The organism is Frigoribacterium sp. AC512 (genome assembly GCF_979258295.1).
The window spans coordinates 737938-759027 of sequence record NZ_OZ409850.1; the positions used below are offsets into that span (position 1 = coordinate 737938).

The following is a 21090-nucleotide window of genomic DNA, read 5'->3' on the forward strand; positions in this document are numbered from 1 at the left end:
GGACACGAGGCCCCCGGACCCTCGCCGACCAGGCGAGTCGTCGCGGGGGCCTCGTGCGTCAGCGCATCTCGGCGGAGATCACCGTCATGACGGCCGAGTCGGCCAGGGTCGTCGTGTCGCCGACCTCACGTCCCTCGGCGACGTCGCGCAGGAGGCGCCGCATGATCTTGCCGGAGCGCGTCTTGGGCAGCTCGTCCACGAGCACGATCGAGCGGGGCCGCGCGATCGCGCCGATCTGCTGCGCGACGTGCGCCTTCAGGGCGACCGCCGCCTCCTCGGGGGTGAGGCTCTTCTTCTTCTTGTTGCGCAGGACGACGAAGGCCACGACGGCCTGGCCGGTGGTCTCGTCCGCCGCGCCCACGACGGCCGACTCGGCGACGACGGGGTGCGAGACGAGCGCTGACTCGATCTCCGCGGTCGAGAGCCTGTGGCCGGACACGTTCATGACGTCGTCCACACGGCCGAGGAGCCAGATGTCGCCGTCCTCGTCGCGGCGTGCCCCGTCGCCGGCGAAGTAGCGGTCGCCGAAGCGGTCCCAGTACGTCTCCGCGTAGCGCTCCGGGTCGCCCCAGATGCCCCGCAGCATCGACGGCCAGGGCTCGGCGACGACGAGCAGGCCGCTCTCCCCGTCGGCCACCGAGGCGCCGTGGTCGTCGACGACGTCCACCGTGACGCCCGGCAGCGGCGTCTGCGCCGCACCCGGCTTGGTCGACGTGAGCCCGGGCAGCGGGGAGATCATGATCGCCCCCGTCTCCGTCTGCCACCAGGTGTCGACGATCGGCGTCCGGCCTGCGCCGATGACCTCCCGGTACCAGAGCCACGCCTCCGGGTTGATCGGCTCGCCCACCGACCCGAGCAGGCGCAGGGACGACAGGTCGCGTGCCTGGGGGATCTCGCGGCCGGCCTTCATGAAGCCGCGGATCGCGGTGGGGGCCGTGTAGAAGAGCGAGACGCCGTACTTCTCGACGATGTCCCACCACCGGCCCGGCGCGGGGGAGTCGGGCGTGCCCTCGTAGAGCACCTGGGTGGCGCCGTTCGCGAGCGGCCCGTAGACGACGTAGCTGTGGCCCGTGATCCAGCCCACGTCCGCGGTGCACCACCACACGTCGGTCTCCGGACGGAGGTCGAATACCGTCGCGTGGGTGGTCGCGACCTGTGTCAGGTACCCGCCGGAGGTGTGGAGGATTCCCTTGGGCTTGCCGGTGGTCCCGCTCGTGTACAGGATGAACAGCGGGTGCTCCGCCTCGAACGACTCGGGCTCGTGCTGGTCGGAGACGCCCTCGAGCGCCTCGTGCCACCACCGGTCACGACCGTCGACCCACCCGACGTCGTTCCCGCCGCGGCGGACGACGAGCACGTCGCGGACGCTGGACTCGCCCCCGACGGCGAGCGCGGCGTCGACGGCGGGCTTGAGCGGGGCGACGGAGCCCTTCCGCCACCCGCCGTCGGCGGTGATGACGAGCACGGCCTGGGCGTCGTCCATGCGGGCGCGGAGGCTCTCGGCGCTGAATCCGCCGAAGACCACGCTGTGCACGGCGCCGAGGCGGGCCACGGCGAGCATGGCGACCACCGCCTCCGGGACCTGGGGCAGGTAGATGACGACGCGGTCGCCGGCCACGACGCCCATCGAGGCGAGGACGTTCGCGGCCCTGCTCACCTCGGAGGTGAGCTCCGCGTAGGTGACCGACCTGCTGTCGCCCGGCTCGCCCTCCCAGTGGAGCGCGACGCGGTCGCCGTGACCGGCCTCGACGTGCCGGTCGAGGCAGTTGTAGGCGACGTTGAGGCGACCGTCGGCGAACCAGCGGGCCACGGGGGCTCCCGACCAGTCGAGGGTCTCCGTCGGCTCGACGTCCCAGGACAACCGCCGACGCGCCTGGTCGCCCCAGAAGAGGAGCCGGTCGGCGGCGGCGGCCTCGACGAGCTCCGGTCCGGCCACGGCCCGCTCGGCGAACTCGGGCGACGGGGGAAGGCAGCCGCGGACGGGGACTGCACCACCCCCTCGTGCGTGGCGGGGCTGGTGGGGGTGTCCTGGCGGTCGACCATCGTCGTCCTCTCGCGTCGTTGCGGATGCGGGCTCCTCGCGCCCCGAGCGAGACTACTCCGGGTCGCGTGGCCGCCCGGGCGACGTGCTGGCCGGAGAACGAAGCGCGCAGACCGGACACGGTGGCGATGCTGGCACCCGTCCGCCTCCGTGGGGTACAGTTGAGACGTCCGGATTCAACCCCGGTGTGCAGCGCGAGCGATTCCCCCCGATCCAGCGCTGCCGTGGCGGCACCAGTTCCCCCAACTGGTGCCGCCCCTCTTTTGCCCCGTGGATCGTGCGACGACCACCCGGGTGATTCCTCCCCAGAGCACATCGTCTGGTCTTCGCCCCCAGGACGCACAGCCCTGTCTGTCTCCGTCGTGCCGGGTGGTTACAGTCCGGACATGACCGGAGCGCCTCCAGCCCCCACCCCGGGCCTCACCCCCGACCACCCGTTCGTCACCCTCGCCTCGGAGCCAGGGCGCTTCGTCGCGGCGGCCCCGCCGGGCACCGCTGCTCGATGGGGTACAGGAGTCCCGAACGGGGTACACGGGTCTCGGGTCGACAGGTCGTGGCTGGGGGCGCTCGCCCCCCTCCTGGACGACCCCGACGTGACCGACGTCTTCGTCACGGGCGGAGCGGGCACGTGGGTGGACCGAGGAGGCGGCGCACGCCCCGAGCCGCGGGTCCACCTCTCCGAGGCGGCCGTGCGCGACCTCGCCGTCAGGCTCGTCGCTCGCGGCGGGCGCCACGTGGACGAGGCGAGCCCCTGCGTCGACGTGCGGCTCCCGGGCGGCGTGCGCGTGCACGTGGTCCTGCCGCCGATCTCGACGTCCGGCACGGCCCTTTCCATCCGCTTCCCCAGGGCCGTGCCCCCGACGCTCGACGACCTGAGCCGGGCCGGCTTCTTCGCCGACGCTGACGAAGGCGCAGTCCGGTCGTGCGTGGACCGGCGTGCCAACGTGCTCGTCACGGGCGCGGGCGGGACCGGCAAGACCACGTTCCTGGCGGCCATGCTGTCCGCGGCGTCGCCCGGCGACCGCATCGTCACCGTCGAGGACGTGGCTGAGCTCCGCGTCGTCCATCCCCACGTGGTCTCCCTCGAGGCCCGCCAGCCGAACCTCGAGGGGGTGGGCGGCGTCGACCTCGCACGGCTGCTGCGGGAGGCCCTCCGCATGCGTCCCGACCGCCTCGTCGTGGGGGAGGTCCGGGGGGTCGAGGTCCGAGACCTCCTCTCGGCGCTGAACACCGGGCACGACGGCGGGGCCGGGACCCTGCACGCGAACGGCCTGGCGGACGTCCCCGCACGCCTCGAGGCGCTCGGTGCGGTCGCCGGCCTCGCACCGGCGGCCCTGGCCCGCCAGGCCGTCAGCGCACTCGACGCCGTGTTCCACCTCGACCGGGCGGGCGGGCGGCGGCGGCTGGCCGTCATCGGCAGCCTCGGCACGTCGGCGTCGGGTGAGCTCACGGCCCGGGAGGGTCTCGTCCGCACCGACGCCGTCGGCCGACGGGGCCGGTGACCGGGCGGGGCCGTCGTCGACCTCCGCCCACCCCCGCGGCGACCGTGGTCGATCGACTCGCCGTCCTCCTCTCGGCCGGCGTCACGCCGGCGTCCGCCTGGAGGCACGTGGGCGAGGCCGAGCCCGACGGGGCCGTCCGTGCCGTGGCCTCGCACGTCGGCCGATCCGCGGACGAGGGCGTCCCCGTGTCGGCGTCGCTGCGGCAGGCCCTTGAGCACCGGCCGTTCGGCACGGCCGGGGACGGGGAACGGCACGCGGTCGAGTGGGCCCAGGTCGCCTGTGCCTGGTACGTCGCGGAACGGAGCGGAGCTCCGCTGTCCGAGTGCCTGGGCAGCTTCGTGGCCGCCCTCCGCCAGGCCGATGCCGCTCGGCGCGAGGTGGAGGTCGCGCTGAGCGGCCCGCGCTCGACAGGGCGGATCGTCCTCGCCCTCCCCCCGGTGGGTCTCCTCTTCTCCCTGGGGCTCGGCTTCGACACCGCCTCGGTGCTCTTCGGCAGCCCGGTGGGATGGGGCTGCCTGGTGACGGGAGGAGCGCTCGTGCTCGCCGCTCGTGCCTGGAACGGTCGGCTGGTCCGCTCGGCCGTCCCCAGCGCCTCCGTGCCGGGTCTCCGCCTCGAGCTCCTCGCCGTGGCCGTCGCCGGGGGCGGGTCCTGGCAGGGCGGACTCGACCTCGTCGACGAGGCCTGTCGGGACAGCCCGCGGGTCGGTGCCGAGGACGACGGGGGCGGTGAGGCGGTCCTGGAGCTCTCACGGCGGGCAGGAGCCCCGGCGGGCGCACTGCTGCGCGCGGCGGCCGCGGAGCGCCGCCTCGAGGCGACGACGGCGGCGCGCTCCGCGGCGTCCAGGCTGGGATCGACCCTGATGCTGCCCCTGGGGGTCTGCGTGCTGCCGGCGTTCCTCGTGGTGGGGGTCGTCCCGCTCGTCGTCGCGCTCCTCTCCTCCACAGCCGAGGTCCTCTGACCTTCCGTGCCCAGGACGCGCGACACGGGCGGCGGCAGTGCGCCCCGTCGTCGGAGACTCGCTCCCGACCACGACGCGTGGTCGCCACCGACGAGAGAGAGCAGCACATGAGCACGAGCCCCACGACCCCGACCACCGCCGCCGACCGTACCTTCCCGTCCGTCCCCGTCGCCGTCCCCGCTGCCGGGCGGGCGGGCCGCGCCTCCCGGACCAGGAGGCGGTGGCTGTCGGAGGACGGGGCCGCCACGGCCGAGTACGCGATCGTGATCATGGCCGCCGTGGGCTTCGCGGGGCTGCTGGTCGTGATCATGCGGTCGGACGAGGTGCGCGGGGTCCTGAGCGACCTCGTCCGCTCGGCCTTGTCGGTCGGCTGAGACACGATGAGCAGGGTCCTCCGCGACACCGGGAGCGTCACGGCCGAGTTCGCGGTCGTCCTGCCCGCCGTCCTCGCGGTCGTCGCGCTGGCTGTCGGGGCGGTGGGGGCCTCGGCCCAGTCGGTCCGGCTGGCCGACGCCGCCGCGGTGGCCGCCCGGCAGACGGCGAGGGGAGACGTCGACTCCGTCCCCGGCACGCTGGCCGCGCTGGCGCCGGGCGCCGAGAGCAGCTCGTCGGTCGAGGGCACGATCATCTGCCTCACGGTGGCCAGGGCCGTCTCCCTCGGGCCCCTGTCCGACGTCGTCACCCTGCGGGCCCGCAGCTGCGCGCCGGCGGCCGGCGGATGAGGCGGAGAGAAGGGACGAGCGGGAGAGAGGCGACGGCCTCGGCGGGCCGGACCGATCCCGACGACGCAGGCAGCGCCTCCGTCGTCTCGGTCTCGGTCGTCGTCGTGATCGCGGTCCTGGCCGCGGCGGCCCTCGCGGGGACGCAGGCGCTCGCCGAGCGCAGCAGGGTGGCGGGCGCCGCGGACGCCTCCGCCCTGGCCGCCGCGGACGCCGCTGCAGGGCTGGTCACGGGCGGCGGCGGGCCGTGCTCCCTGGCAGCGTCGCTGGCTCGGGCGAACGCGGTCGAGCTCTCCTCCTGCGACGTCGACGAGCTCGTCGTGACGGTCGTCGTGACGGGGTCGGCGCCCGTCCTCGGGGTCGCCGTGCGGGCCTCGGCGACGGCAGGACCGCCGCCCTCCGCACCGCGACGGACGGGCCCCGGACCGTGAGCCGGTGCGCCGGAGGGTGTGTGTATGGTGTGCCTGTCGGCAGCGCACGATCCGTCGGTCCCGTGTCAGGGACGGCGGGAGAACCGCCCGCCGCCGACCACCTGACCGGTCCTCGTGACCGGGTCCAGACGTTCCCCGAAGCAAGGAGTCCCGTGCCAGGCACGAAGAAACTGGTCATCGTCGAGTCGCCCGCGAAGGCCAAGACGATCGGGCAGTACCTCGGCAGCGGCTACGAGGTGCTCGCCTCCGTCGGGCACATCCGTGACCTCGTCGAGCCCAAGAACCTGCCCCCCGAGCTCAAGAAGGGGTCGCTCGGCAAGTTCTCCGTCGACGTCGAGAACGGCTTCGAGCCCTACTACGTCGTCTCCGACGCGAAGAAGAAGACGGTCTCCGAGCTCAAGCGCGCGCTCAAGGGCGCCGACGAGCTCTACCTCGCCACTGATGAGGACCGCGAGGGCGAGGCCATCGCGTGGCACCTGCTGCAGGAGCTGAAGCCGAAGGTGCCGGTCAAGAGGATGGTCTTCCACGAGATCACGAAGGACGCGATCCAGAAGGCCCAGGAGAACACCCGCGAGCTCGACACGGCTCTCGTGGACGCCCAGGAGACCCGCCGCATCCTCGACCGCCTGTACGGCTACGAGGTCTCGCCGGTCCTCTGGCGCAAGGTGGGCCCGGGTCTCTCGGCCGGCCGTGTGCAGTCGGCGGCCACCCGCCTCGTCGTCGACCGCGAGCGCGAGCGACTCGCGTTCGTCTCCGCGTCCTACTGGGACCTCACCGCCACCTTCGAGCCCGCGGCCGACGCGGTGCCCTTCTCCTCCCGTCTCGTGCGGGTCGACGGGACCAGGGTCGCCAGCGGTCGTGACTTCGACGACCGCGGCCAGCCCAAGGGGCAGGCCGTCGCGCTCGACGAGGCCTCGGCCGGCGCGCTCTCCCGTGCGCTCCAGGCGTCGGGCGTCGACATCGTCGTCTCGTCCGTCGAGTCGAAGCCCTACACGCGCCGTCCCGCGGCCCCGTTCACGACGTCGACCCTGCAGCAGGAGGCGGCGCGCAAGCTCCGCTTCTCCGCCCGCCAGACGATGAGCGTCGCCCAGTCGCTGTACGAGAACGGGCACATCACCTACATGCGCACCGACTCGCCCTCGCTCTCGCAGCAGGCGACGAACGCCGCGCGGTCCCAGGCCGCCTCGCTCTACGGCGCCGACACGGTGCCCGACAAGCCCCGCGTCTACACGGGAAAGAGCAAGAACGCCCAGGAGGCGCACGAGGCGATCCGCCCCTCCGGCGACACGTTCCGCACGCCGAGCGACATGCAGTCGACTCTGAGGGGCAACGACTGGAAGCTCTACGACCTCATCTGGAAGCGCACCGTCGCCTCGCAGATGGCCGACGCCAAGGGCTCCACGGCCTCCGTCGTCGTGACGGCGACGACCGAGACCGCCGTCGCGGGCGTGTCCGCCGAGGGTGCTGCCCGCACGGCGGCCGAGTTCGTCGCGACCGGCACCGTCATCACCTTCCGTGGCTTCCTCAACGCGTACGAGGAGGGTCGTGACGAAGACCGGCACGGCGCGGCCGACAGCGCCGAGGCCAAGCTCCCGCCGCTGACGGAGGGCCAGCAGCTCACTCTCGACGAGGTCGAGGCGAAGGGCCACGACACGAGCGCGCCGCCGCGGTACACCGAGGCGAGCCTCGTCAAGACCCTCGAAGAGCTGGGGATCGGGCGCCCCTCGACGTACGCCGCCATCATGTCGACCATCGTCGACCGCGGCTACGTCACGCCGCGGGGCACGGCCCTCGTGCCGAACTGGATCGCGTTCTCCGTCGTCCGGCTGCTCGAGGAGTACTTCGGCGACCTGGTCCAGTACGACTTCACGGCCAGCATGGAGGACGACCTCGACCTCATCGCCGGCGGCGACGCCGACCGGGTCGACTGGCTCAACGGCTTCTACTTCGGCAACGACACGCACCGCGGGCTCCGCAAGGTGATCGACAACCTCGGCGAGATCGACGCCAGGGACATCAACTCCATCCCGCTCGGAGAGGGGCTCACCCTGCGCATCGGGCGCTACGGCCCCTACCTCGAAGCTCCGGGCGACGACCCCGAGACCCCCCGCCGGGTCAACGTCCCCGAGGACATGGCGCCGGACGAACTGACGCCGGCCCGTGCCCGCGAGCTCATCGACGCTCCCGTCATCGGCGACCGCGTCGTCGGCATCAACCCCGAGTCCGGAAAGGAGGTGCTCGCGAAGGACGGCCGTTTCGGTCCGTACGTGACTGAGCGCACCCCGGAGGACATCGCTGCGGACCCCGCCACGGGCGAGGTCGTCGAGGCGACGGTCGCCCCGACCGCCGCGGCCGGCACCGCGACGACGAAGGCGCCGGCCAAGAAGGCGCCGGCGAAGAAGGCCGCCCCCAAGGAGCGGACGGCGTCCCTGTTCAAGAGCATGAGCGTCGACACCATCGACCTCGAGACCGCTCTCGCGCTGCTCGACCTGCCGCGGACGGTCGGGGTCGACCCGGAGACGGGCGACGAGATCCAGGCCCAGAACGGCCGTTACGGTCCGTACCTCAAGAAGGGCACCGACACCCGGTCGCTCACCAGCGAGGACCAGATCTTCGAGATCGACCTTCCCGGTGCGCTCGAGCTCTACGCCCAGCCCAAGTACGGGGCGAAGCGGGCGAGCAGCGCCCTCGCCGAGTTCGAGGCCGACCCGGTCAGCGGCAAGCCGATCAAGATCAAGGACGGCCGCTTCGGGGCCTACGTGACGGACGGCGAGACGAACGCCACCATCCCCCGCGGGGAGACCGTCGAGGAGGTCGACTTCGAGCGCGCCATCCAGCTGCTCGCGGACAAGCGCGCCAAGGGCCCGGCCAAGAAGCCGGCCGCGAAGAAGCCCGCCGCCAAGAAGCCGGCTGCCAAGAAGCCCGCTGCCAAGAAGCCGGCTGCGAAGAAGCCCACGGCCGCGAAGAAGCCCGCCGCCGCGACGGGTCCCGACGGCGACGCGCCGGAGGCCTCGTAGTGGCCGGTCTGTTCATCACCCTCGAGGGCGGCGACGGATCGGGCAAGACCACGCAGGCGGCCCTCCTCGAGGAGTGGCTCGGTGAGCAGGGTCGCCGTGTCGTCCGGACCCGGGAGCCCGGCGGCACCGACCTGGGCCTCGAGCTCCGGCAGATCGTCCTGCACCGCCGGGGACACATCGCGCCCCGGGCCGAGGCCCTGCTCTACGCGGCCGACCGTGCGCACCACGTCGAGACCCTCGTGCGCCCGGCTCTCGACCGCGGCGAGGTCGTCCTGCAGGACAGGTACGTCGACTCGTCCGTCGCCTACCAGGGCGCGGGCCGGGTGCTGGGCGGCGACGAGGTGCGCGAGCTGTCCGTCTGGGCGACCGGCGGACTGACGCCCGACCTCACCGTGCTGCTCGACCTCGACCCGCAGGTCGGCAGGTCCCGACTCGACGCTGCCGAGAAGTCCTGGGACCGGCTCGAGTCCGAGGCCGCCGCGTTCCACGGCCGGGTCCGGGACGCGTACCTCGCGATCGCCCGTGCCGAGCCCGCCCGGTTCCTCGTGGTCGACGCCACGCTGCCGGTCGCCGAGGCCGCGGCCGCCGTGCGGGCGAGGGTCGCCGACCTCCTCGCAGAGCAGTGAGCAGCGAGCGATGAGCAGCTGGGACGGCCTCACCGGCCAGGCCGACGCCGTCGAGCTCCTCAGGGCGGCCGCCTCCGCCGATCCGTCCCGCTCGGCGATGACGCACTCGTGGCTGATCACCGGCCCGCCCGGTTCCGGCCGTTCGAACCTCGCCTACGCCTTCGCGACCGCGTTGCTGTCCCGGGGCCACGACGACGAGGCGACGAGCCGCCAGGTCGACGCCCGCTCGCACCCCGACCTGGCCGTGCTCAGCACGGAGCGGATCATCATCACCATCGACGAGGTGCGGTCGCTGGTCGCGTCGTCCCAGTTCTCTCCCTCGGTCGGCCGCTACCGCGTCGTCGTCATCGAGGACGCCGACCGGATGACCGAGCGCACCAGCAACCTCCTGCTGAAGGCCCTCGAGGAGCCGCCGCCCCGCACGGTCTGGATCCTCTGCGCTCCGAGCGAGGCCGACCTCATCCCCACGATCCGCTCCCGCGTCCGCAGCGTCCGCCTCCGGACGCCGAGCGTGGCCGACGTGGCCGACCTGCTCGAGCGTCGCGACGGCATCGACCACGAGACGGCCGTCACGGCGGCCCGCGAGGCGCAGAGCCACATCGGCATGGCGCTCCGCCTCGCGACGGACGGGGAGGCGCGCGAGCGACGCCGACGGACGCTCGAGGCCGCGCTGGCCATCCGCAGCGTGTCCGACGCGGTGAACGCGGCGACCACGATGCTCGCCGTCGCCGGCGACGACGCCAAGGCGATCACCGAGCAGCGTGACGCCCAGGAACGCGCGAGTGCCCTCCGGTCGCTCGGCGTCGAGCCGGGCGGGACCGTGCCCCCTGCCCTCCGCAGCCAGCTCCGCGCGCTGGAGGACGACCAGAAGCGCCGGGCGACCCGGAGCCTCCGCGACGGCATCGACCGCATCCTCGTCGACCTGCTCTCGCTGTACCGCGACGTTCTCCTGCTGCACCTCGGAGTCGCGGAGGAGCCCATCAACCAGGCGGTCCGTGGCCGGCTCGACGAGGCGACCGCGGCCTCGACGCCGGCGAGCACGCTCGCGGTCATGGACGCGATCGCCGTCGCACGTCGGCGGATCGAGTCGAACGTGGCCCCGGCGTTGGCGCTCGAGGCCATGCTGGTGGCCGTCAGCCGACACGCGGTCAGGTGAGGCAAGATGGCGGCATGACCGACCCGACTGCCGCCCCGGGCCTGCGTGAACGCAAGCGCCTGGCCACCCGACGGGCCATCCAGCTCTCCGTCCTCGACCTGATCGGCGAGGAGGGACTCGAGGCCGTCACCGTCGACATGATCAGCCGCCGCGCCGACGTGTCGCCCCGCACGTTCTTCAACTACTTCACGTCGAAAGAAGAAGCGGTCGTCGGCGACCTCCCCGACCTGCCCGAGGGCGATTCCCTCGACAGGTTCCTGGGGGCGCACGACGAGCCGATCATCGACGGCCTCATCCGCCTCCTCGACGAGGCGGTCGTGACCGCGACGTTCGACCGCGACCTGGTGCAGCGCCGACGCATGGTGCTGCGCAGCCACCCCGACCTGCTCGCACGCCGGATCGCCTCCACCCGCGTGCTCGAGGACCGCCTCACGGGCATCGTCGCGCGTCGTCTGGCCACGGCCCCCGGCCGTGCCGACGACGCCACCGAGGAGTCCGACCTGAGCAGCGCCCACCTGCTCACGCTCGTGGCGATCGCCGCGCTCCGGCACGCCTGGGGCGAGTGGATCGACGACGACGACGCCGACCACGCGACCGACCACCGCTACGGCCTGCGGGCGCGCATGGAGGGGTCGTTCGCCGAGCTCGGCCGCGTCGTGACGCGACAGGTCTGAGAATCCGCTACAGTTGGTGATCGTGCCGCGAGGCACGAGGTTCTCGGTCTGATCGAGATCCGCCGCTTTAGCTCAGTCGGCAGAGCGTCTCACTCGTAATGAGAAGGTCTGGGGTTCGATTCCCCAAAGCGGCTCCAGCAGCACCGGTTGTCCCCGAGGCCCCGATCCCCAGCGGATCGGGGCCTCCGCCGTTCCCGGCGACGGCGGGCCTGGGGCATCGGTCGGGCCTGGGGGAGCCGGTCGCGCCCGCGGCGTGGGTCGTCCCGCGCACGGCGCCGCCGGCGACCTGTCCTGGTAGACAGGTCAGATGAGCATCCGATGGGGCATCCTCGGCGCCGGCGGCATCGCCGACACCTTCGTGAACGACCTGGCGGCCGCAGGCATCGCCGTCGCGGCCGTCGGGTCGCGTGACGCCGACAAGGCGAGGCGCTTCGCCGACGACCACGGCATCACGACCGCGCACGGCAGCTACGACGACCTCGTGGCTGATCCGGAGGTCGACGCGGTGTACGTCGCGACGCCGCACGTCTTCCACGAGCAGAACGCCCTCCTCGCGATCCGGGCGGGCAAGCACGTCCTCGTCGAGAAGCCCTTCACCGTCAGCGCCGACGAGGCGGGGCGCGTGCTGGCCGCTGCTCGTGAGGCCGGCGTCGTGGCCCTCGAGGCGATGTGGACTCGGTACCTGCCACAGCAGGCGCGCCTCCGCGAGGTCGTCCGCAGCGGCGTGATCGGCGAGCCGCGCCTCCTCACGGCCGCCCACATGCAGTCGCTGCCGACCGACCCGCAGCACCGTCTCAACGACCCGGCCCTCGGCGGCGGCGCCCTGCTCGACCTCGGCGTCTACCCGGTGTCGTTCGCGCACGACCTGCTCGGGCCGGTCGAGGCCGTCGCGGCGACGGCCGTGCTGAGCGGCCAGGGCGTCGACGCACGCACGGGGATCACGCTGCGCCACGCGAACGGAGCGACGTCGAACCTGTTCTGCGCGCTCGACACCGCGGGCCGCAACGACGCCGTCCTGCACGGCAGCGCAGGCCGCATCGAGATCGACGCGACGTTCTTCACCCCCGGCGGCTTCACCGTGCGAGACGCCGAGGGCGAGATCGTCGACCGGTTCGACTCCGACGAGGGCGACCTCCGCGGCATGCAGCACCAGGCGCTCGAGCTGGCGCGCCTGGCCGAGGCCGGCGATCTCGAGAGCCCGGCGCTCACCTCCGAGGGGATCCTCGCCGTGATGGCCACCATGGACGAGGTCCGCCGCCAGGTCGGCGTCCACTACCCCGAGCGCTGAGCCGAGCGCTTCCCTGGTCGGCAGAGCCCGGAGCCGAGGAGGCGCGGGCGCGGCCCCCGGAGGAGGCACGCGTTTCGTAGGATGTCCTGGATGAGCGAGCAGGACGCGACCCCCGACGACCGCCCCTCCGGCCACGGCGCCCCCGAGGTGCGTGCGGAGGCGGCCGAGACGCGGGCCGAGGACACGGACGTGACCGCAGGGGGAGTCCGGACGCGAGACGTGCGCGCGTCGGCCGCGCGCCTCCTGCGGGAGCACCCCCGCACCGCGCTCGTCACCGCCGGCGTCCTCGCGTTCGCCCTGCTCGGCGGCGGTGCGGTCGCCGCCGGCGCCGCGACCGCTCCCGACGTTCCCGTCGCGTCGAGTGCCCTGTCCGGAGCGGACGGCGACGGCGGTGCCGAACCGGCCGAGGTCGTCACCGTCACGCCCGACCCCACCGCGGCGCCCGACCCCCAGCGCGTCGCGCCCGCGGTCGTGCCGCCGGCCACGAAGCTGCGCACCTGCTCGGTCGCCGCCGCCGCGTCCGATCCTCGCCTCGCCCAGTTCGAGGGGTCGGTCGTCAACGCGGCGACGGGCGAGGTCCTCTTCGACCGGAGCGGGTCGACCCCGGCCCGGACCGGCAGCGTGCTCAAGACCCTGACGAGCGCCGTGGCGCTCTCGGTCCTGGGCGGCGACCACCGTCTGACGACCACGGTCACGGGCGACCCGGGCAGCGGGACGATCGCCCTCGTGGGCGGCGGCGACGCGACCCTCAGCGCGACGGGCCGCAGCGTGTACTCCGGCGCCCCGACGCTCAGCGACCTGGCAGGGCAGGTCGCCGCCTCGCTCGGCGGCCAGCCGGTCTCGCAGATCACGCTCGACGCCACCTGGTGGAGCCAGGCCGACAAGTGGGACCCGTCGTGGAAGCGCACCGAGCAGACGATCGGCTACCACAGCGAGGTCACCGCGCTGATGGTCGACGGCGACCGGGCCGACCCCTCCGCGGTCACGAGCCCGCGCAGCACCGACCCGGTCGGCCGGGCCGGCGAGGCCTTCCGGTCCGCGCTCGTCGCGGCGGGCGTCCCGGGGGCGGCGTCGGCGTCGATCTCCCAGGGCACGGCGAGCAGCGCCACGGTGCTGGGGTCCGTGCAGTCGCAACCCGTGTCGACGCTGATCGGCCAGATGCTGCCGAACTCGGACAACACGCTGGCCGAGATGCTCGCACGGGCCTCGTCGAGGGTGTCCGGGGCGGACGGGTCGGCCGCCTCCCTGACGGCCCTGTACCGGTCCGCGCTCGGCGGCACCTACGGTCTCGACGCGTCGACGATCACGATCGTGGACGGCTCGGGGCTGAGCGAGAACGACGCCGTGCCGTCGACCTTCGTGGCGCGGCTGATGATCCAGGTGCGCGACCGCGCCCACGGCCTGGGCACGGTCTACGACGCCCTGCCGATCTCGGGCCGCACCGGCACACTCGCCTCCCGTTTCACGGGCTCGAACGCCGACGCCCGCGGCGCGGTGCACGCCAAGACCGGCTGGATCGACACCGCGTACACGCTCGCCGGCTCGATCGACTCGGCCGACGGGACTCCCCTGACCTTCGCCTTCTATGCGATCGGCCCGGTGAAGGACAACACCCGCAGCGCCCTCGACACCCTCACAGCGTCGGTGTGGCGCTGCGGGAACTCGCTCGCGAACAGCTGACCGGGACGGCCGGGCGCCGGCACAGCACCAGCACCAGCACAGCACCAGCACCAGCACAGCACCAGGCCACAGAGGGAGGATGGGAGCATGACCACCGCGCTCTTCGTCATCGACGTCCAGAACGACTTCACCGAGGGAGGCGCCCTCGCCGTCGCCGGGGGCGCAGGCGTCGCCGCCCGGGTCACGGAGCGCCTCCGCGGTGACCGGGCCCGGTGGGACGTCGTCGTCGCCAGCCGCGACTGGCACGACGACCAGGGCGACAACGGCGGCCACTTCGCCGCCGAGCCGAACTTCGTCGACACCTGGCCGCCGCACTGCGTCCGGGGCAGCGCGGGCGCCGAGTACCACCCCGACCTCGACGTCTCGCTCGTCGACGAGCACGTGCGGAAGGGGACGGGCAGCCCGGCCTACTCGATCTTCGAGGCCGCCACCGAGCAGGGCGAGCCGCTCGCCGACCTCGTCGCCCGACACGGCGTCACCGAGGTCGACGTCGTGGGCCTGGCCACCGACCACTGCGTCCGCGCCTCCGCGCTCGACGCGGCGCGGGCCGGGCTCCGCGTGAGGGTCCTCACCGACCTCGTCGCCGGTGTCGCCGAGGGGCCGAGCGCCGCCGCCCTCGACGAACTGCGCGCAGCCGGCGTCGAGACGGTGCGTTCGTGAGCGCCGCCGACGAGGCTCGAGTCCTCGCCGCCGTGCCTGCCGGCCTCCACGTCGACGGGACGTGGGCTCCGGCGACAGCGGGCCGCACCTTCGACGTGCGCGATCCGTCCACCGGCGACGTGATCGCGACGGTCGCCGACGGCGACGCCTCCGACGGGCTCCGCGCCCTCGACGCCGCCGTCGCCGCGCAGGCGGCCTGGGCGGCGACGCCGCCCCGCACCCGCTCCGACATCCTGCGGCGGGCGTTCGACCTGCTCCGCGAGCGCGCCGACGACCTCGCGCTGCTCATGACGCTCGAGATGGGCAAGCCGCTCGCCGAGTCGCGCGGCGAGGTCGCCTACGGCTCGGAGTTCGTCCGCTGGGCCAGCGAGGAGGCGGTGCGCGTCTCGGGCCGCTACGGCACGAACCCGGAGGGGACCGGCCGGACCATGGTGCTGAAGCGCCCCGTGGGCCCGTGCCTGCTGATCACCCCCTGGAACTTCCCCCTCGCGATGGCGACGCGCAAGATCGCGCCCGCCCTCGCGGCCGGCTGCACCGTGGTCGTGAAGCCCGCCGACCTCACGCCGCTCACGACGCTCGCCCTCGTCGGGATCCTCGCCGAGGCCGGGGTGCCCCGCGGCGTGGTGAACGTGGTGACGACGACCTCGGCCGGCGACGTCTGCGAGCCCCTCATCCGCGACCCGCGCCTCCGCAAACTCAGCTTCACGGGGTCGACGCCGGTCGGCTCGACCCTGCTCGCCCAGGCGTCCGAGCGCGTGCTCCGCACGTCGATGGAGCTCGGCGGCAACGCGCCGTTCCTCGTCTTCGACGACGCGGACCTCGACGCGGCCGTCGAGGGCGCCCTGCTGGCCAAGTTCCGCAACGTCGGGCAGGCCTGTACCGCGGCCAACCGGTTCCTCGTGCACGAGGCGGTCGCGGACGAGTTCGTCCGCCGGGTGACCGAGCGCGTCGAGGGGATGACGCTCGGCCGCGGCACCGACGACGGGGTCGACGTCGGCCCGCTGATCGACGACCGAGCGGTCGAGAAGGCCGAGCGCCTCGTCGACGACGCGGTCGCGCGCGGCGCCGTCGTGCGGACGGGCGGCGCGCGCGTCGACGGCACGGGCACGTTCTACGAGGCGACCGTCCTCGACGGGGTGCGGCCGGGCAGCGAGCTCCTCACGACGGAGATCTTCGGCCCCGTGCTGGCCGTCTCGACCTTCGCCGACGAGGAGGAGGCGGTGCGGCTGGCGAACGACACCGAGTTCGGCCTCGTGGCCTACGCGTTCACCCGTGACCTCGCCCGCGGGCAGCGCCTGGCCGAGACGCTCGAGACCGGGATGCTCGGCCTCAACGTCGGCGTCGTGTCGAACGCCTCGGCGCCGTTCGGAGGCGTCAAGGCGTCCGGCCTCGGACGCGAGGGCGGCCTGGAGGGCATCCAGGAGTACCTCGAGACGGTGTACCTGATGACCCCCGACCCCTTCGCCGCATGAGCGCCCCGGCCTCGCAGCAGTCCGGGCGAGCCCCGGAGCCGAACCAGCCCCGCCTCCGGGTCGGCATCGTTGGCTACGGCCTCGCCGGCCGGGTGTTCCACGCGCCCCTCGTGGCCGCCGACGACTCGTACGACCTCGTCGCCGTGGTCACGCGCGACGCGGACCGCGCCGACCAGGCCAGGACCTCGCACCCCGGGGTCGAGATCGTCCCGCGCGCGGGCGACCTCGACGCGCTCGGCCTCGACCTGGTGGTCGTCGCGACGCCGAACGCGACGCACGCCGACGTGGCCGCGGACGCACTGCGCGCCGGGTCCGCGGTCGTCGTCGACAAGCCCGTCGCGACCACCGCCTCCTCGGCTCGTCAGCTGATCGAGCTCGCCGAGTCGCTCGGACGGACGCTGACGGTGTACCAGAACCGTCGCTGGGACGGCGACTACCTCACGGCCTCGCGCCTGGTGAGGGACGGCGCGCTCGGCGAGGTCCACACCTTCGAGTCGCGCTTCGAGCCGTGGAAGACCGCGAACCGCGCGGGCTGGAAGTCGGCGGCGACGTCGGCGGAGGGCGGCGGCGTCCTGTTCGACCTCGGTCCGCACCTCATCGACCAGGCGCTGCACCTCTTCGGCCCCGTGGCCGACGTGCACGCGGAGATCGCGCGGCGACGCCCGTCGGGAGCCGCGGACGACGACGTGTTCGTGTCCCTCCGGCACGAGAGCGGGGTCCGGTCGCGGCTCTGGATGAGCCACGTCGCAGCCCAGCCCGCCCCGCGCCTCCGCCTCCTCGGCACGGCCGGTGCCTACGTCGTCGACGGGCTCGACCCGCAGGAGGCGCAGCTGGCGTCGGGCACGTCGCCCCGCGACCCCGGGTACGGCCGCGTCCCCGACGAGCGACACGGCCTCGTCGGGATCGGCACCGAGGCCCGGCCCGAGCCGACCGACCGGGGCCGGTACCCGCTGTTCTACGAGCAGCTCGCCCGCGCGCTCCACGGGGCCGGGCCCGTGCCCGTCGACCCGCGCGACGCCCTCGCGGCGCTCGAGGTCATCGAGGCGGCACGGGAGTCGGCCGGGGTGGCCTGACACCGGTCCGTGGCGGGTCAGATCCGAGTGTCCCAGTCGATGCCCTCGATCACGGCGGCGGCGTCGACCTCGGCCAGGCTGGCGGGCGACCAGCGCGGCGACCTGTCCTTGTCGACCACCCGTGCGCGGATCCCCTCGACGAGGTCGGGCGAGTCGGCCAGGGCGGTGACGAGCCCGAGCTCCTGGCCGAGCACGGCCTCGAGGTCGGGCAGGCTGCGCGCCCGGCGCTGGGCGGCCAGCGTGAGCACGACGGAGGTGGGGGAGGCGGCCTCGAGGTCGTCCGCTGCCCTGCCGGCCGCGTCGACCCCGTCCCGCGCGAGCCCGCGCAGTCGAGCGAGCACGCGGACCGCGTCATCGCCCTCGTAGGCGTCGTCGATCCAGCTGCGCTCGGCGGCGAGCGGCGCCGGGGGAGGCTCGACCGCGAGGGCCCGGACGGCGTCGGGGCCGCCCGTCGCGAGCGCGTCCAGCACGAGGTCGCCGCCGGCCTCGCCCTCCTCGGCGACGAGGACGTCGGCGAAGCCCGTGAGCAGGGCGTCGGAGGCGGTCATCGCGGCGCCGGTCAGCGCCAGGTGGGTGCCCAGCTCGCCGGGCGCCCTCGAGAGCAGGTAGCTGCCGCCCGCGTCGGGCGTCAGGCCGATCAGGGTCTCGGGCATGCCGACCCGGCTGCGCGGCGTCACGACCCGCAGGGACACGTGCCCGCCGAGCCCGACGCCGGCGCCCATGGCGATGCCGTCGAGGTACGAGACGACCGGACGGTCCCAGCGGGCCAGCCGCAGCGCGCCCCGGTACTCCCGACGCCACATCGCCACGCTGCGGGCAGGGTCCGCCGTCGCGTCGCGGCGGATCGCGGTGATGTCGCCGCCGGCACAGAAACCCCGGGGGCCGGCTCCGCGCAGCAGCAGGGCCTCGACCTCGTCGTCGTCCTGCCAGGCGTCGAGGGCGCGCTCGATCAGGCCGAGCATGCCCTCGGTCACCGCGTTGATCTTGCCGGGCCGGTTCAGCGTGACGACGCCCACGCCCCTGTCGACGTGGAACAGGACCTCGGGCTCGCGGGCGTCGTCGCTCATCGGGCCAGGCTAGGCGACCCGGCCTCCCGGCGGGCCCACGGTGCCGCGACCCCGCGACCCCGCGGCCCCGCGGGAGGGGATCAGACGAGCAGCTGGTGCTTCGCGAGGTCCTTGTAGAGCGGCGTGCTCTCGACCAGCTCGGAGTGCGTGCCGACGCCGACGACCCGTCCGTCGTCGACGACGACGATCTGGTCGCTGTCCACGACCGTCGAGAGCCGGTGCGCGATCACGATCAGGGTGCGACCCTCGGCGACGGCGTCGATGGCCTCACGGAGGCGCTGCTCGTTGAGCCCGTCGAGGCTCGACGTCGACTCGTCGAGCAGCAGCAGCGGGGGAGCCGAGAGCAGCGTGCGTGCGATCGCGAGACGCTGGCGCTCGCCGCCCGAGAGCAGCACGCCGTCCTCGCCGACCTGGGCGTCGAGGCCGAGCTCGCCGCGCTCGAGCACGGCGGTGAGGTTGACCGCCTCGAGCACCCGGCGGCAGTCGTCGTCGGTGGCCTCGGGCGAGCCGAGGGTGAGGTTGTCGCGCAGGGTGCCCGCCAGGACCGCAGCGTCCTGCTCGACGTAGCCGATCTGCGCGCGCAGGTCGACGCGGTCGAGCGCGCGGACGTCCACGCCGCCGAGACGGACGACGCCGGAGGTGGGGTCGTAGAAGCGCTCGATGAGGGCGAGGATGGTGCTCTTGCCGGCTCCGGACGGGCCGACCAGGGCGGTGCGCTTGCCCACGGGAGCCGAGAACGAGACGCCGCGGAGCACGGTGAGGTCGTCGTCCGAGGCCGCGCGCGCCTCCTTGGCGGCTGGCGTGCCGTCGACGGCCGGGGGCGAGTCGGGGTAGCGGAAGTGCACGTCGTCGAAGCGGATCGCGGCGTCGGTCTCGACCCTGGCGTCGCCGCCGAGGCCCGCGGCGACGTCGTCGTCGCCCTCCGTCTCGCGCGGCAGGTCGAGGATCTCCTGGATGCGGCCGAGCGCCCCGAGCGCCTGGTTGACGCTGAGGACGGCCCCCATGGCCTGGCCGAGCGGCATGATCATCAGGAAGAGGAACAGGATGAACGACACGAGCGAGGCGATGTCGATCGTGCCGTTCGCGACGCGGAAGCCGCCGACGCCCAGCACGACGAGGAACGACGCCTGCAGCGCGACGGAGGCGATGGGCACGACGAGCGCCGAGATGCGCGCGACCTCGAGGCCCCGCCGGTAGGCGCCCTCGGCGTCGGCCTGGACGCCGGTGATCTCCCGTTCGGTGGCGCCGCTCGCGCGGATCGTCCGCACCGAGCTGATCGACCGCTCGACGGCGGCGGTCAGGTCGCCGACCTTCTCCTGTGCGCGCCGGCTGGCGACGCGGATGCGGCCCGAGAGCAACACGACGACCGTCACCGAGACGGCGACCACGAGCACGGTGAGGCCGAGCAGGACGGGGTCGATCAGGAACATGCCGACCAGGGCGCCGACGAAGGTCAGGGAGCCGCCGATCGCCTCGACGAGGCCCTGGGTCAGCACGGCGCGCAGCAGGGTCGTGTCGCTGCCGACGCGCGACACGAGGTCGCCCGTGCGTCGACGGTCGAACTCGCTGACCGGCAGGTGCAGCAGGCTCGCCACGAGCCTGCGGCGGCTCGAGAGCACGACGCCCTCGCCGGTGCGCTGCAGCAGGTAGTGCTGGAACCCGCTCAGCAGGCCGGCGACGACGACCAGGGCGACGAGCGCCCAGACGAGCCGGCCGAGCGTCTCGCCCTGCTGCACGAGCGTGATGACCAGGCTGACGAGGAGGGGCTGGCCGAGCGAGGCGGCGGCGCCCAGCACGCTGAGCACGATGATGACCACCATCACCTTCTTGTGCTCGAAGAGGTAGGGCAGCAGCTGACGGAACGTCGCGCGGGGCCCGTCCGCCTCTCGGCGGCCCGTCCGACCTGACCGTCCTCGTCGAGCGGGTGCGGGGGACGACGCGGATCGAGTGCTCAGGTCGGAGCGGCTCGTGTCGGAGCTCATGGTGCCTCTCGGGGAAGGTCGCGGCAGATCGCCTCGACCACGGTACTTCGTCCCGTCCCGAGCCACCTGCGCCTCCGCTGGGACCGGTGACGGGTCAGGCGTCGCCGTGCAGCTCCTCGGGCAGCTCGTGGCCCATGCGGTCTCGCTTGGTGTCGAGGTAGCCCTCGTTGAAGGCCCCCACGCCGACGACGAGGGGCACGGACTCGAGCACCTCGATGCCGTGCTGCACGAGCTGACGGCGCTTCTCGGGGTTGTTGCTGAGGAGCCGGACCGACGTCACGCCGAGGTCGCGCAGCATGTCGGCCGCGGCGCCGTACTGGCGGGAGTCGGCGGGCAGGCCGAGCGCCAGGTTGGCGTCGAGGGTGTCGAGGCCGTCCTCCTGCAGCCGGTAGGCGCGCAGCTTGTTGATGAGCCCGATGCCTCGGCCCTCGTGGCCGCGCAGGTAGACGACGACCCCGCCGTGGTCGCGGATGGTGTCGAGGGCGGCGTCGAGCTGGGGGCCGCACTCGCACTTGAGCGAGCCGAAGGCCTCGCCGGTCAGGCACTCGGAGTGGACCCGCACGAGCGCCCCGTCGGAGGGGGCGGCGCCGTCGGGCCCGGAGGCGACGATCGCGATGTGCTCGGCGCCCGTCTCGACGTCGGTGTACGCACGCATCCGGAACGTGCCGTGCGAGGTGGGGACGGTGGTCTCGACCTCGAACGTCACGTGGGAGACGCGGGGGGAGTCGGGGGAGTGGGCGTCG

General features: G+C 73.8%; 17 protein-coding genes, 1 tRNA gene and 1 pseudogene. 15 read left to right on the plus strand and 4 right to left on the minus strand.

All coding sequences use genetic code 11. The annotated features are described in order from the left end of the window. Positions 1 to 58 precede the first annotated feature (58 nt). Positions 59 to 1936 (minus strand): acetate--CoA ligase, encoded by a 1878-nt coding sequence (gene acs, locus ACZZ97_RS03365; RefSeq protein WP_463472276.1) that lies wholly within the window; start codon positions 1934 to 1936, stop codon positions 59 to 61. Positions 1937 to 2427: 491 nt separating this feature from the next. Between acs and ACZZ97_RS03370 the strand changes: the two genes are divergently transcribed. From ACZZ97_RS03370 to ACZZ97_RS03440, 15 genes are all read left to right on the plus strand, one after another. Then, complete coding sequence (locus ACZZ97_RS03370; RefSeq protein WP_463472277.1) at positions 2428 to 3543, plus strand: TadA family conjugal transfer-associated ATPase; 1116 nt, start codon at positions 2428 to 2430, stop codon at positions 3541 to 3543. A 44-nt stretch (positions 3544 to 3587) separates the two neighbouring features. After that, positions 3588 to 4502, plus strand: a complete 915-nt coding sequence (locus tag ACZZ97_RS03375; protein ID WP_463472278.1) for a type II secretion system F family protein — start codon at positions 3588 to 3590, stop codon at positions 4500 to 4502. Between the two features lie 107 nt (positions 4503 to 4609). Beyond that, positions 4610 to 4876: a DUF4244 domain-containing protein gene (locus ACZZ97_RS03380; protein ID WP_463472279.1), complete on the plus strand. Its 267-nt coding sequence runs from the start codon at positions 4610 to 4612 to the stop codon at positions 4874 to 4876. Between the two features lie 6 nt (positions 4877 to 4882). After that, positions 4883 to 5224, plus strand: coding sequence for a TadE family type IV pilus minor pilin (locus ACZZ97_RS03385; RefSeq protein ID WP_463472280.1), 342 nt, complete (start codon positions 4883 to 4885; stop codon positions 5222 to 5224). After that, entirely contained in the window at positions 5221 to 5652 is a 432-nt protein-coding gene (locus ACZZ97_RS03390; protein ID WP_463472281.1) for an Rv3654c family TadE-like protein, read from the plus strand. The genes ACZZ97_RS03385 and ACZZ97_RS03390 overlap by 4 nt, the downstream gene beginning before the upstream one ends. Positions 5653 to 5804: 152 nt before the next feature. Continuing rightward, entirely contained in the window at positions 5805 to 8669 is a 2865-nt protein-coding gene (topA, locus tag ACZZ97_RS03395) for a type I DNA topoisomerase (protein ID WP_463472282.1), read from the plus strand. Further along, the gene (gene tmk, locus ACZZ97_RS03400) at positions 8669 to 9295 is read left to right on the plus strand and encodes a dTMP kinase (protein WP_314103451.1); all 627 of its coding nucleotides are present in this window, start codon (positions 8669 to 8671) and stop codon (positions 9293 to 9295) included. Before topA ends, tmk begins: the two co-directional genes overlap by 1 nt. 10 nt (positions 9296 to 9305) lie before the next feature. Then, positions 9306 to 10451: a DNA polymerase III subunit delta' gene (locus ACZZ97_RS03405; RefSeq protein WP_314103453.1), complete on the plus strand. Its 1146-nt coding sequence runs from the start codon at positions 9306 to 9308 to the stop codon at positions 10449 to 10451. A gap of 14 nt (positions 10452 to 10465) precedes the next feature. Continuing rightward, on the plus strand, positions 10466 to 11125 hold the full coding sequence (locus tag ACZZ97_RS03410) for a TetR/AcrR family transcriptional regulator (protein ID WP_314103454.1): 660 nt from the start codon (positions 10466 to 10468) through the stop codon (positions 11123 to 11125). Positions 11126 to 11186: 61 nt separating this feature from the next. After that, positions 11187 to 11262: transfer RNA gene (locus ACZZ97_RS03415), tRNA-Thr, on the plus strand. Positions 11263 to 11432: 170 nt separating this feature from the next. Continuing rightward, a complete protein-coding gene (locus ACZZ97_RS03420; protein ID WP_463472283.1) occupies positions 11433 to 12413 on the plus strand; it encodes a Gfo/Idh/MocA family protein in 981 nt (326 codons plus the stop codon). Between the two features lie 90 nt (positions 12414 to 12503). Continuing rightward, the gene (dacB, locus tag ACZZ97_RS03425) at positions 12504 to 14093 is read left to right on the plus strand and encodes a D-alanyl-D-alanine carboxypeptidase/D-alanyl-D-alanine endopeptidase (protein WP_463472284.1); all 1590 of its coding nucleotides are present in this window, start codon (positions 12504 to 12506) and stop codon (positions 14091 to 14093) included. A gap of 87 nt (positions 14094 to 14180) precedes the next feature. After that, positions 14181 to 14753: an isochorismatase family protein gene (locus tag ACZZ97_RS03430; RefSeq protein WP_463472285.1), complete on the plus strand. Its 573-nt coding sequence runs from the start codon at positions 14181 to 14183 to the stop codon at positions 14751 to 14753. After that, positions 14750 to 16225 carry an NAD-dependent succinate-semialdehyde dehydrogenase gene (locus ACZZ97_RS03435; protein WP_463472286.1) on the plus strand — a complete coding sequence of 492 codons (1476 nt, stop codon included), beginning with the start codon at positions 14750 to 14752 and terminating at the stop codon, positions 16223 to 16225. The genes ACZZ97_RS03430 and ACZZ97_RS03435 overlap by 4 nt, the downstream gene beginning before the upstream one ends. Beyond that, complete coding sequence (locus ACZZ97_RS03440) at positions 16222 to 17298, plus strand: Gfo/Idh/MocA family oxidoreductase (protein WP_463472287.1); 1077 nt, start codon at positions 16222 to 16224, stop codon at positions 17296 to 17298. The genes ACZZ97_RS03435 and ACZZ97_RS03440 overlap by 4 nt, the downstream gene beginning before the upstream one ends. Before the next feature lie 17 nt (positions 17299 to 17315). Here the strand turns inward: ACZZ97_RS03440 and ACZZ97_RS03445 are convergent, their stop codons facing one another. The 3 genes and pseudogenes from ACZZ97_RS03445 to ribA all read right to left on the minus strand — a co-directional run. After that, the gene (locus ACZZ97_RS03445) at positions 17316 to 18365 is read right to left on the minus strand and encodes an enoyl-CoA hydratase/isomerase family protein (RefSeq protein WP_463472288.1); all 1050 of its coding nucleotides are present in this window, start codon (positions 18363 to 18365) and stop codon (positions 17316 to 17318) included. An 80-nt stretch (positions 18366 to 18445) separates the two neighbouring features. Continuing rightward, entirely contained in the window at positions 18446 to 20347 is a 1902-nt protein-coding gene (locus ACZZ97_RS03450; RefSeq protein ID WP_463472289.1) for an ABC transporter ATP-binding protein, read from the minus strand. Between the two features lie 94 nt (positions 20348 to 20441). Further along, positions 20442 to 21068, minus strand: a pseudogene (gene ribA / locus ACZZ97_RS03455) (GTP cyclohydrolase II); the annotation flags it as partial. Between the last annotated feature and the right edge of the window lie 22 nt (positions 21069 to 21090).

Excerpts from the sequence above, each read along its gene's own strand:
- ACZZ97_RS03450 (WP_463472289.1), bottom strand. The coding sequence starts at position 20,347 with ATGAGCTCCGACACGAGCCGCTCCGACCTGAGCACTCGATCCGCGTCG.
- dacB (WP_463472284.1), top strand. The coding sequence starts at position 12,504 with ATGAGCGAGCAGGACGCGACCCCCGACGACCGCCCCTCCGGCCACGGC.
- ACZZ97_RS03420 (WP_463472283.1), top strand. The coding sequence starts at position 11,433 with ATGAGCATCCGATGGGGCATCCTCGGCGCCGGCGGCATCGCCGACACC.
- ACZZ97_RS03430 (WP_463472285.1), top strand. The coding sequence starts at position 14,181 with ATGACCACCGCGCTCTTCGTCATCGACGTCCAGAACGACTTCACCGAG.
- ACZZ97_RS03410 (WP_314103454.1), top strand. The coding sequence starts at position 10,466 with ATGACCGACCCGACTGCCGCCCCGGGCCTGCGTGAACGCAAGCGCCTG.
- ACZZ97_RS03440 (WP_463472287.1), top strand. The coding sequence starts at position 16,222 with ATGAGCGCCCCGGCCTCGCAGCAGTCCGGGCGAGCCCCGGAGCCGAAC.
- ACZZ97_RS03380 (WP_463472279.1), top strand. The coding sequence starts at position 4,610 with ATGAGCACGAGCCCCACGACCCCGACCACCGCCGCCGACCGTACCTTC.
- ACZZ97_RS03390 (WP_463472281.1), top strand. The coding sequence starts at position 5,221 with ATGAGGCGGAGAGAAGGGACGAGCGGGAGAGAGGCGACGGCCTCGGCG.
- ACZZ97_RS03385 (WP_463472280.1), top strand. The coding sequence starts at position 4,883 with ATGAGCAGGGTCCTCCGCGACACCGGGAGCGTCACGGCCGAGTTCGCG.
- ACZZ97_RS03445 (WP_463472288.1), bottom strand. The coding sequence starts at position 18,365 with ATGAGCGACGACGCCCGCGAGCCCGAGGTCCTGTTCCACGTCGACAGG.
- ACZZ97_RS03405 (WP_314103453.1), top strand. The coding sequence starts at position 9,306 with ATGAGCAGCTGGGACGGCCTCACCGGCCAGGCCGACGCCGTCGAGCTC.
- ACZZ97_RS03370 (WP_463472277.1), top strand. The coding sequence starts at position 2,428 with ATGACCGGAGCGCCTCCAGCCCCCACCCCGGGCCTCACCCCCGACCAC.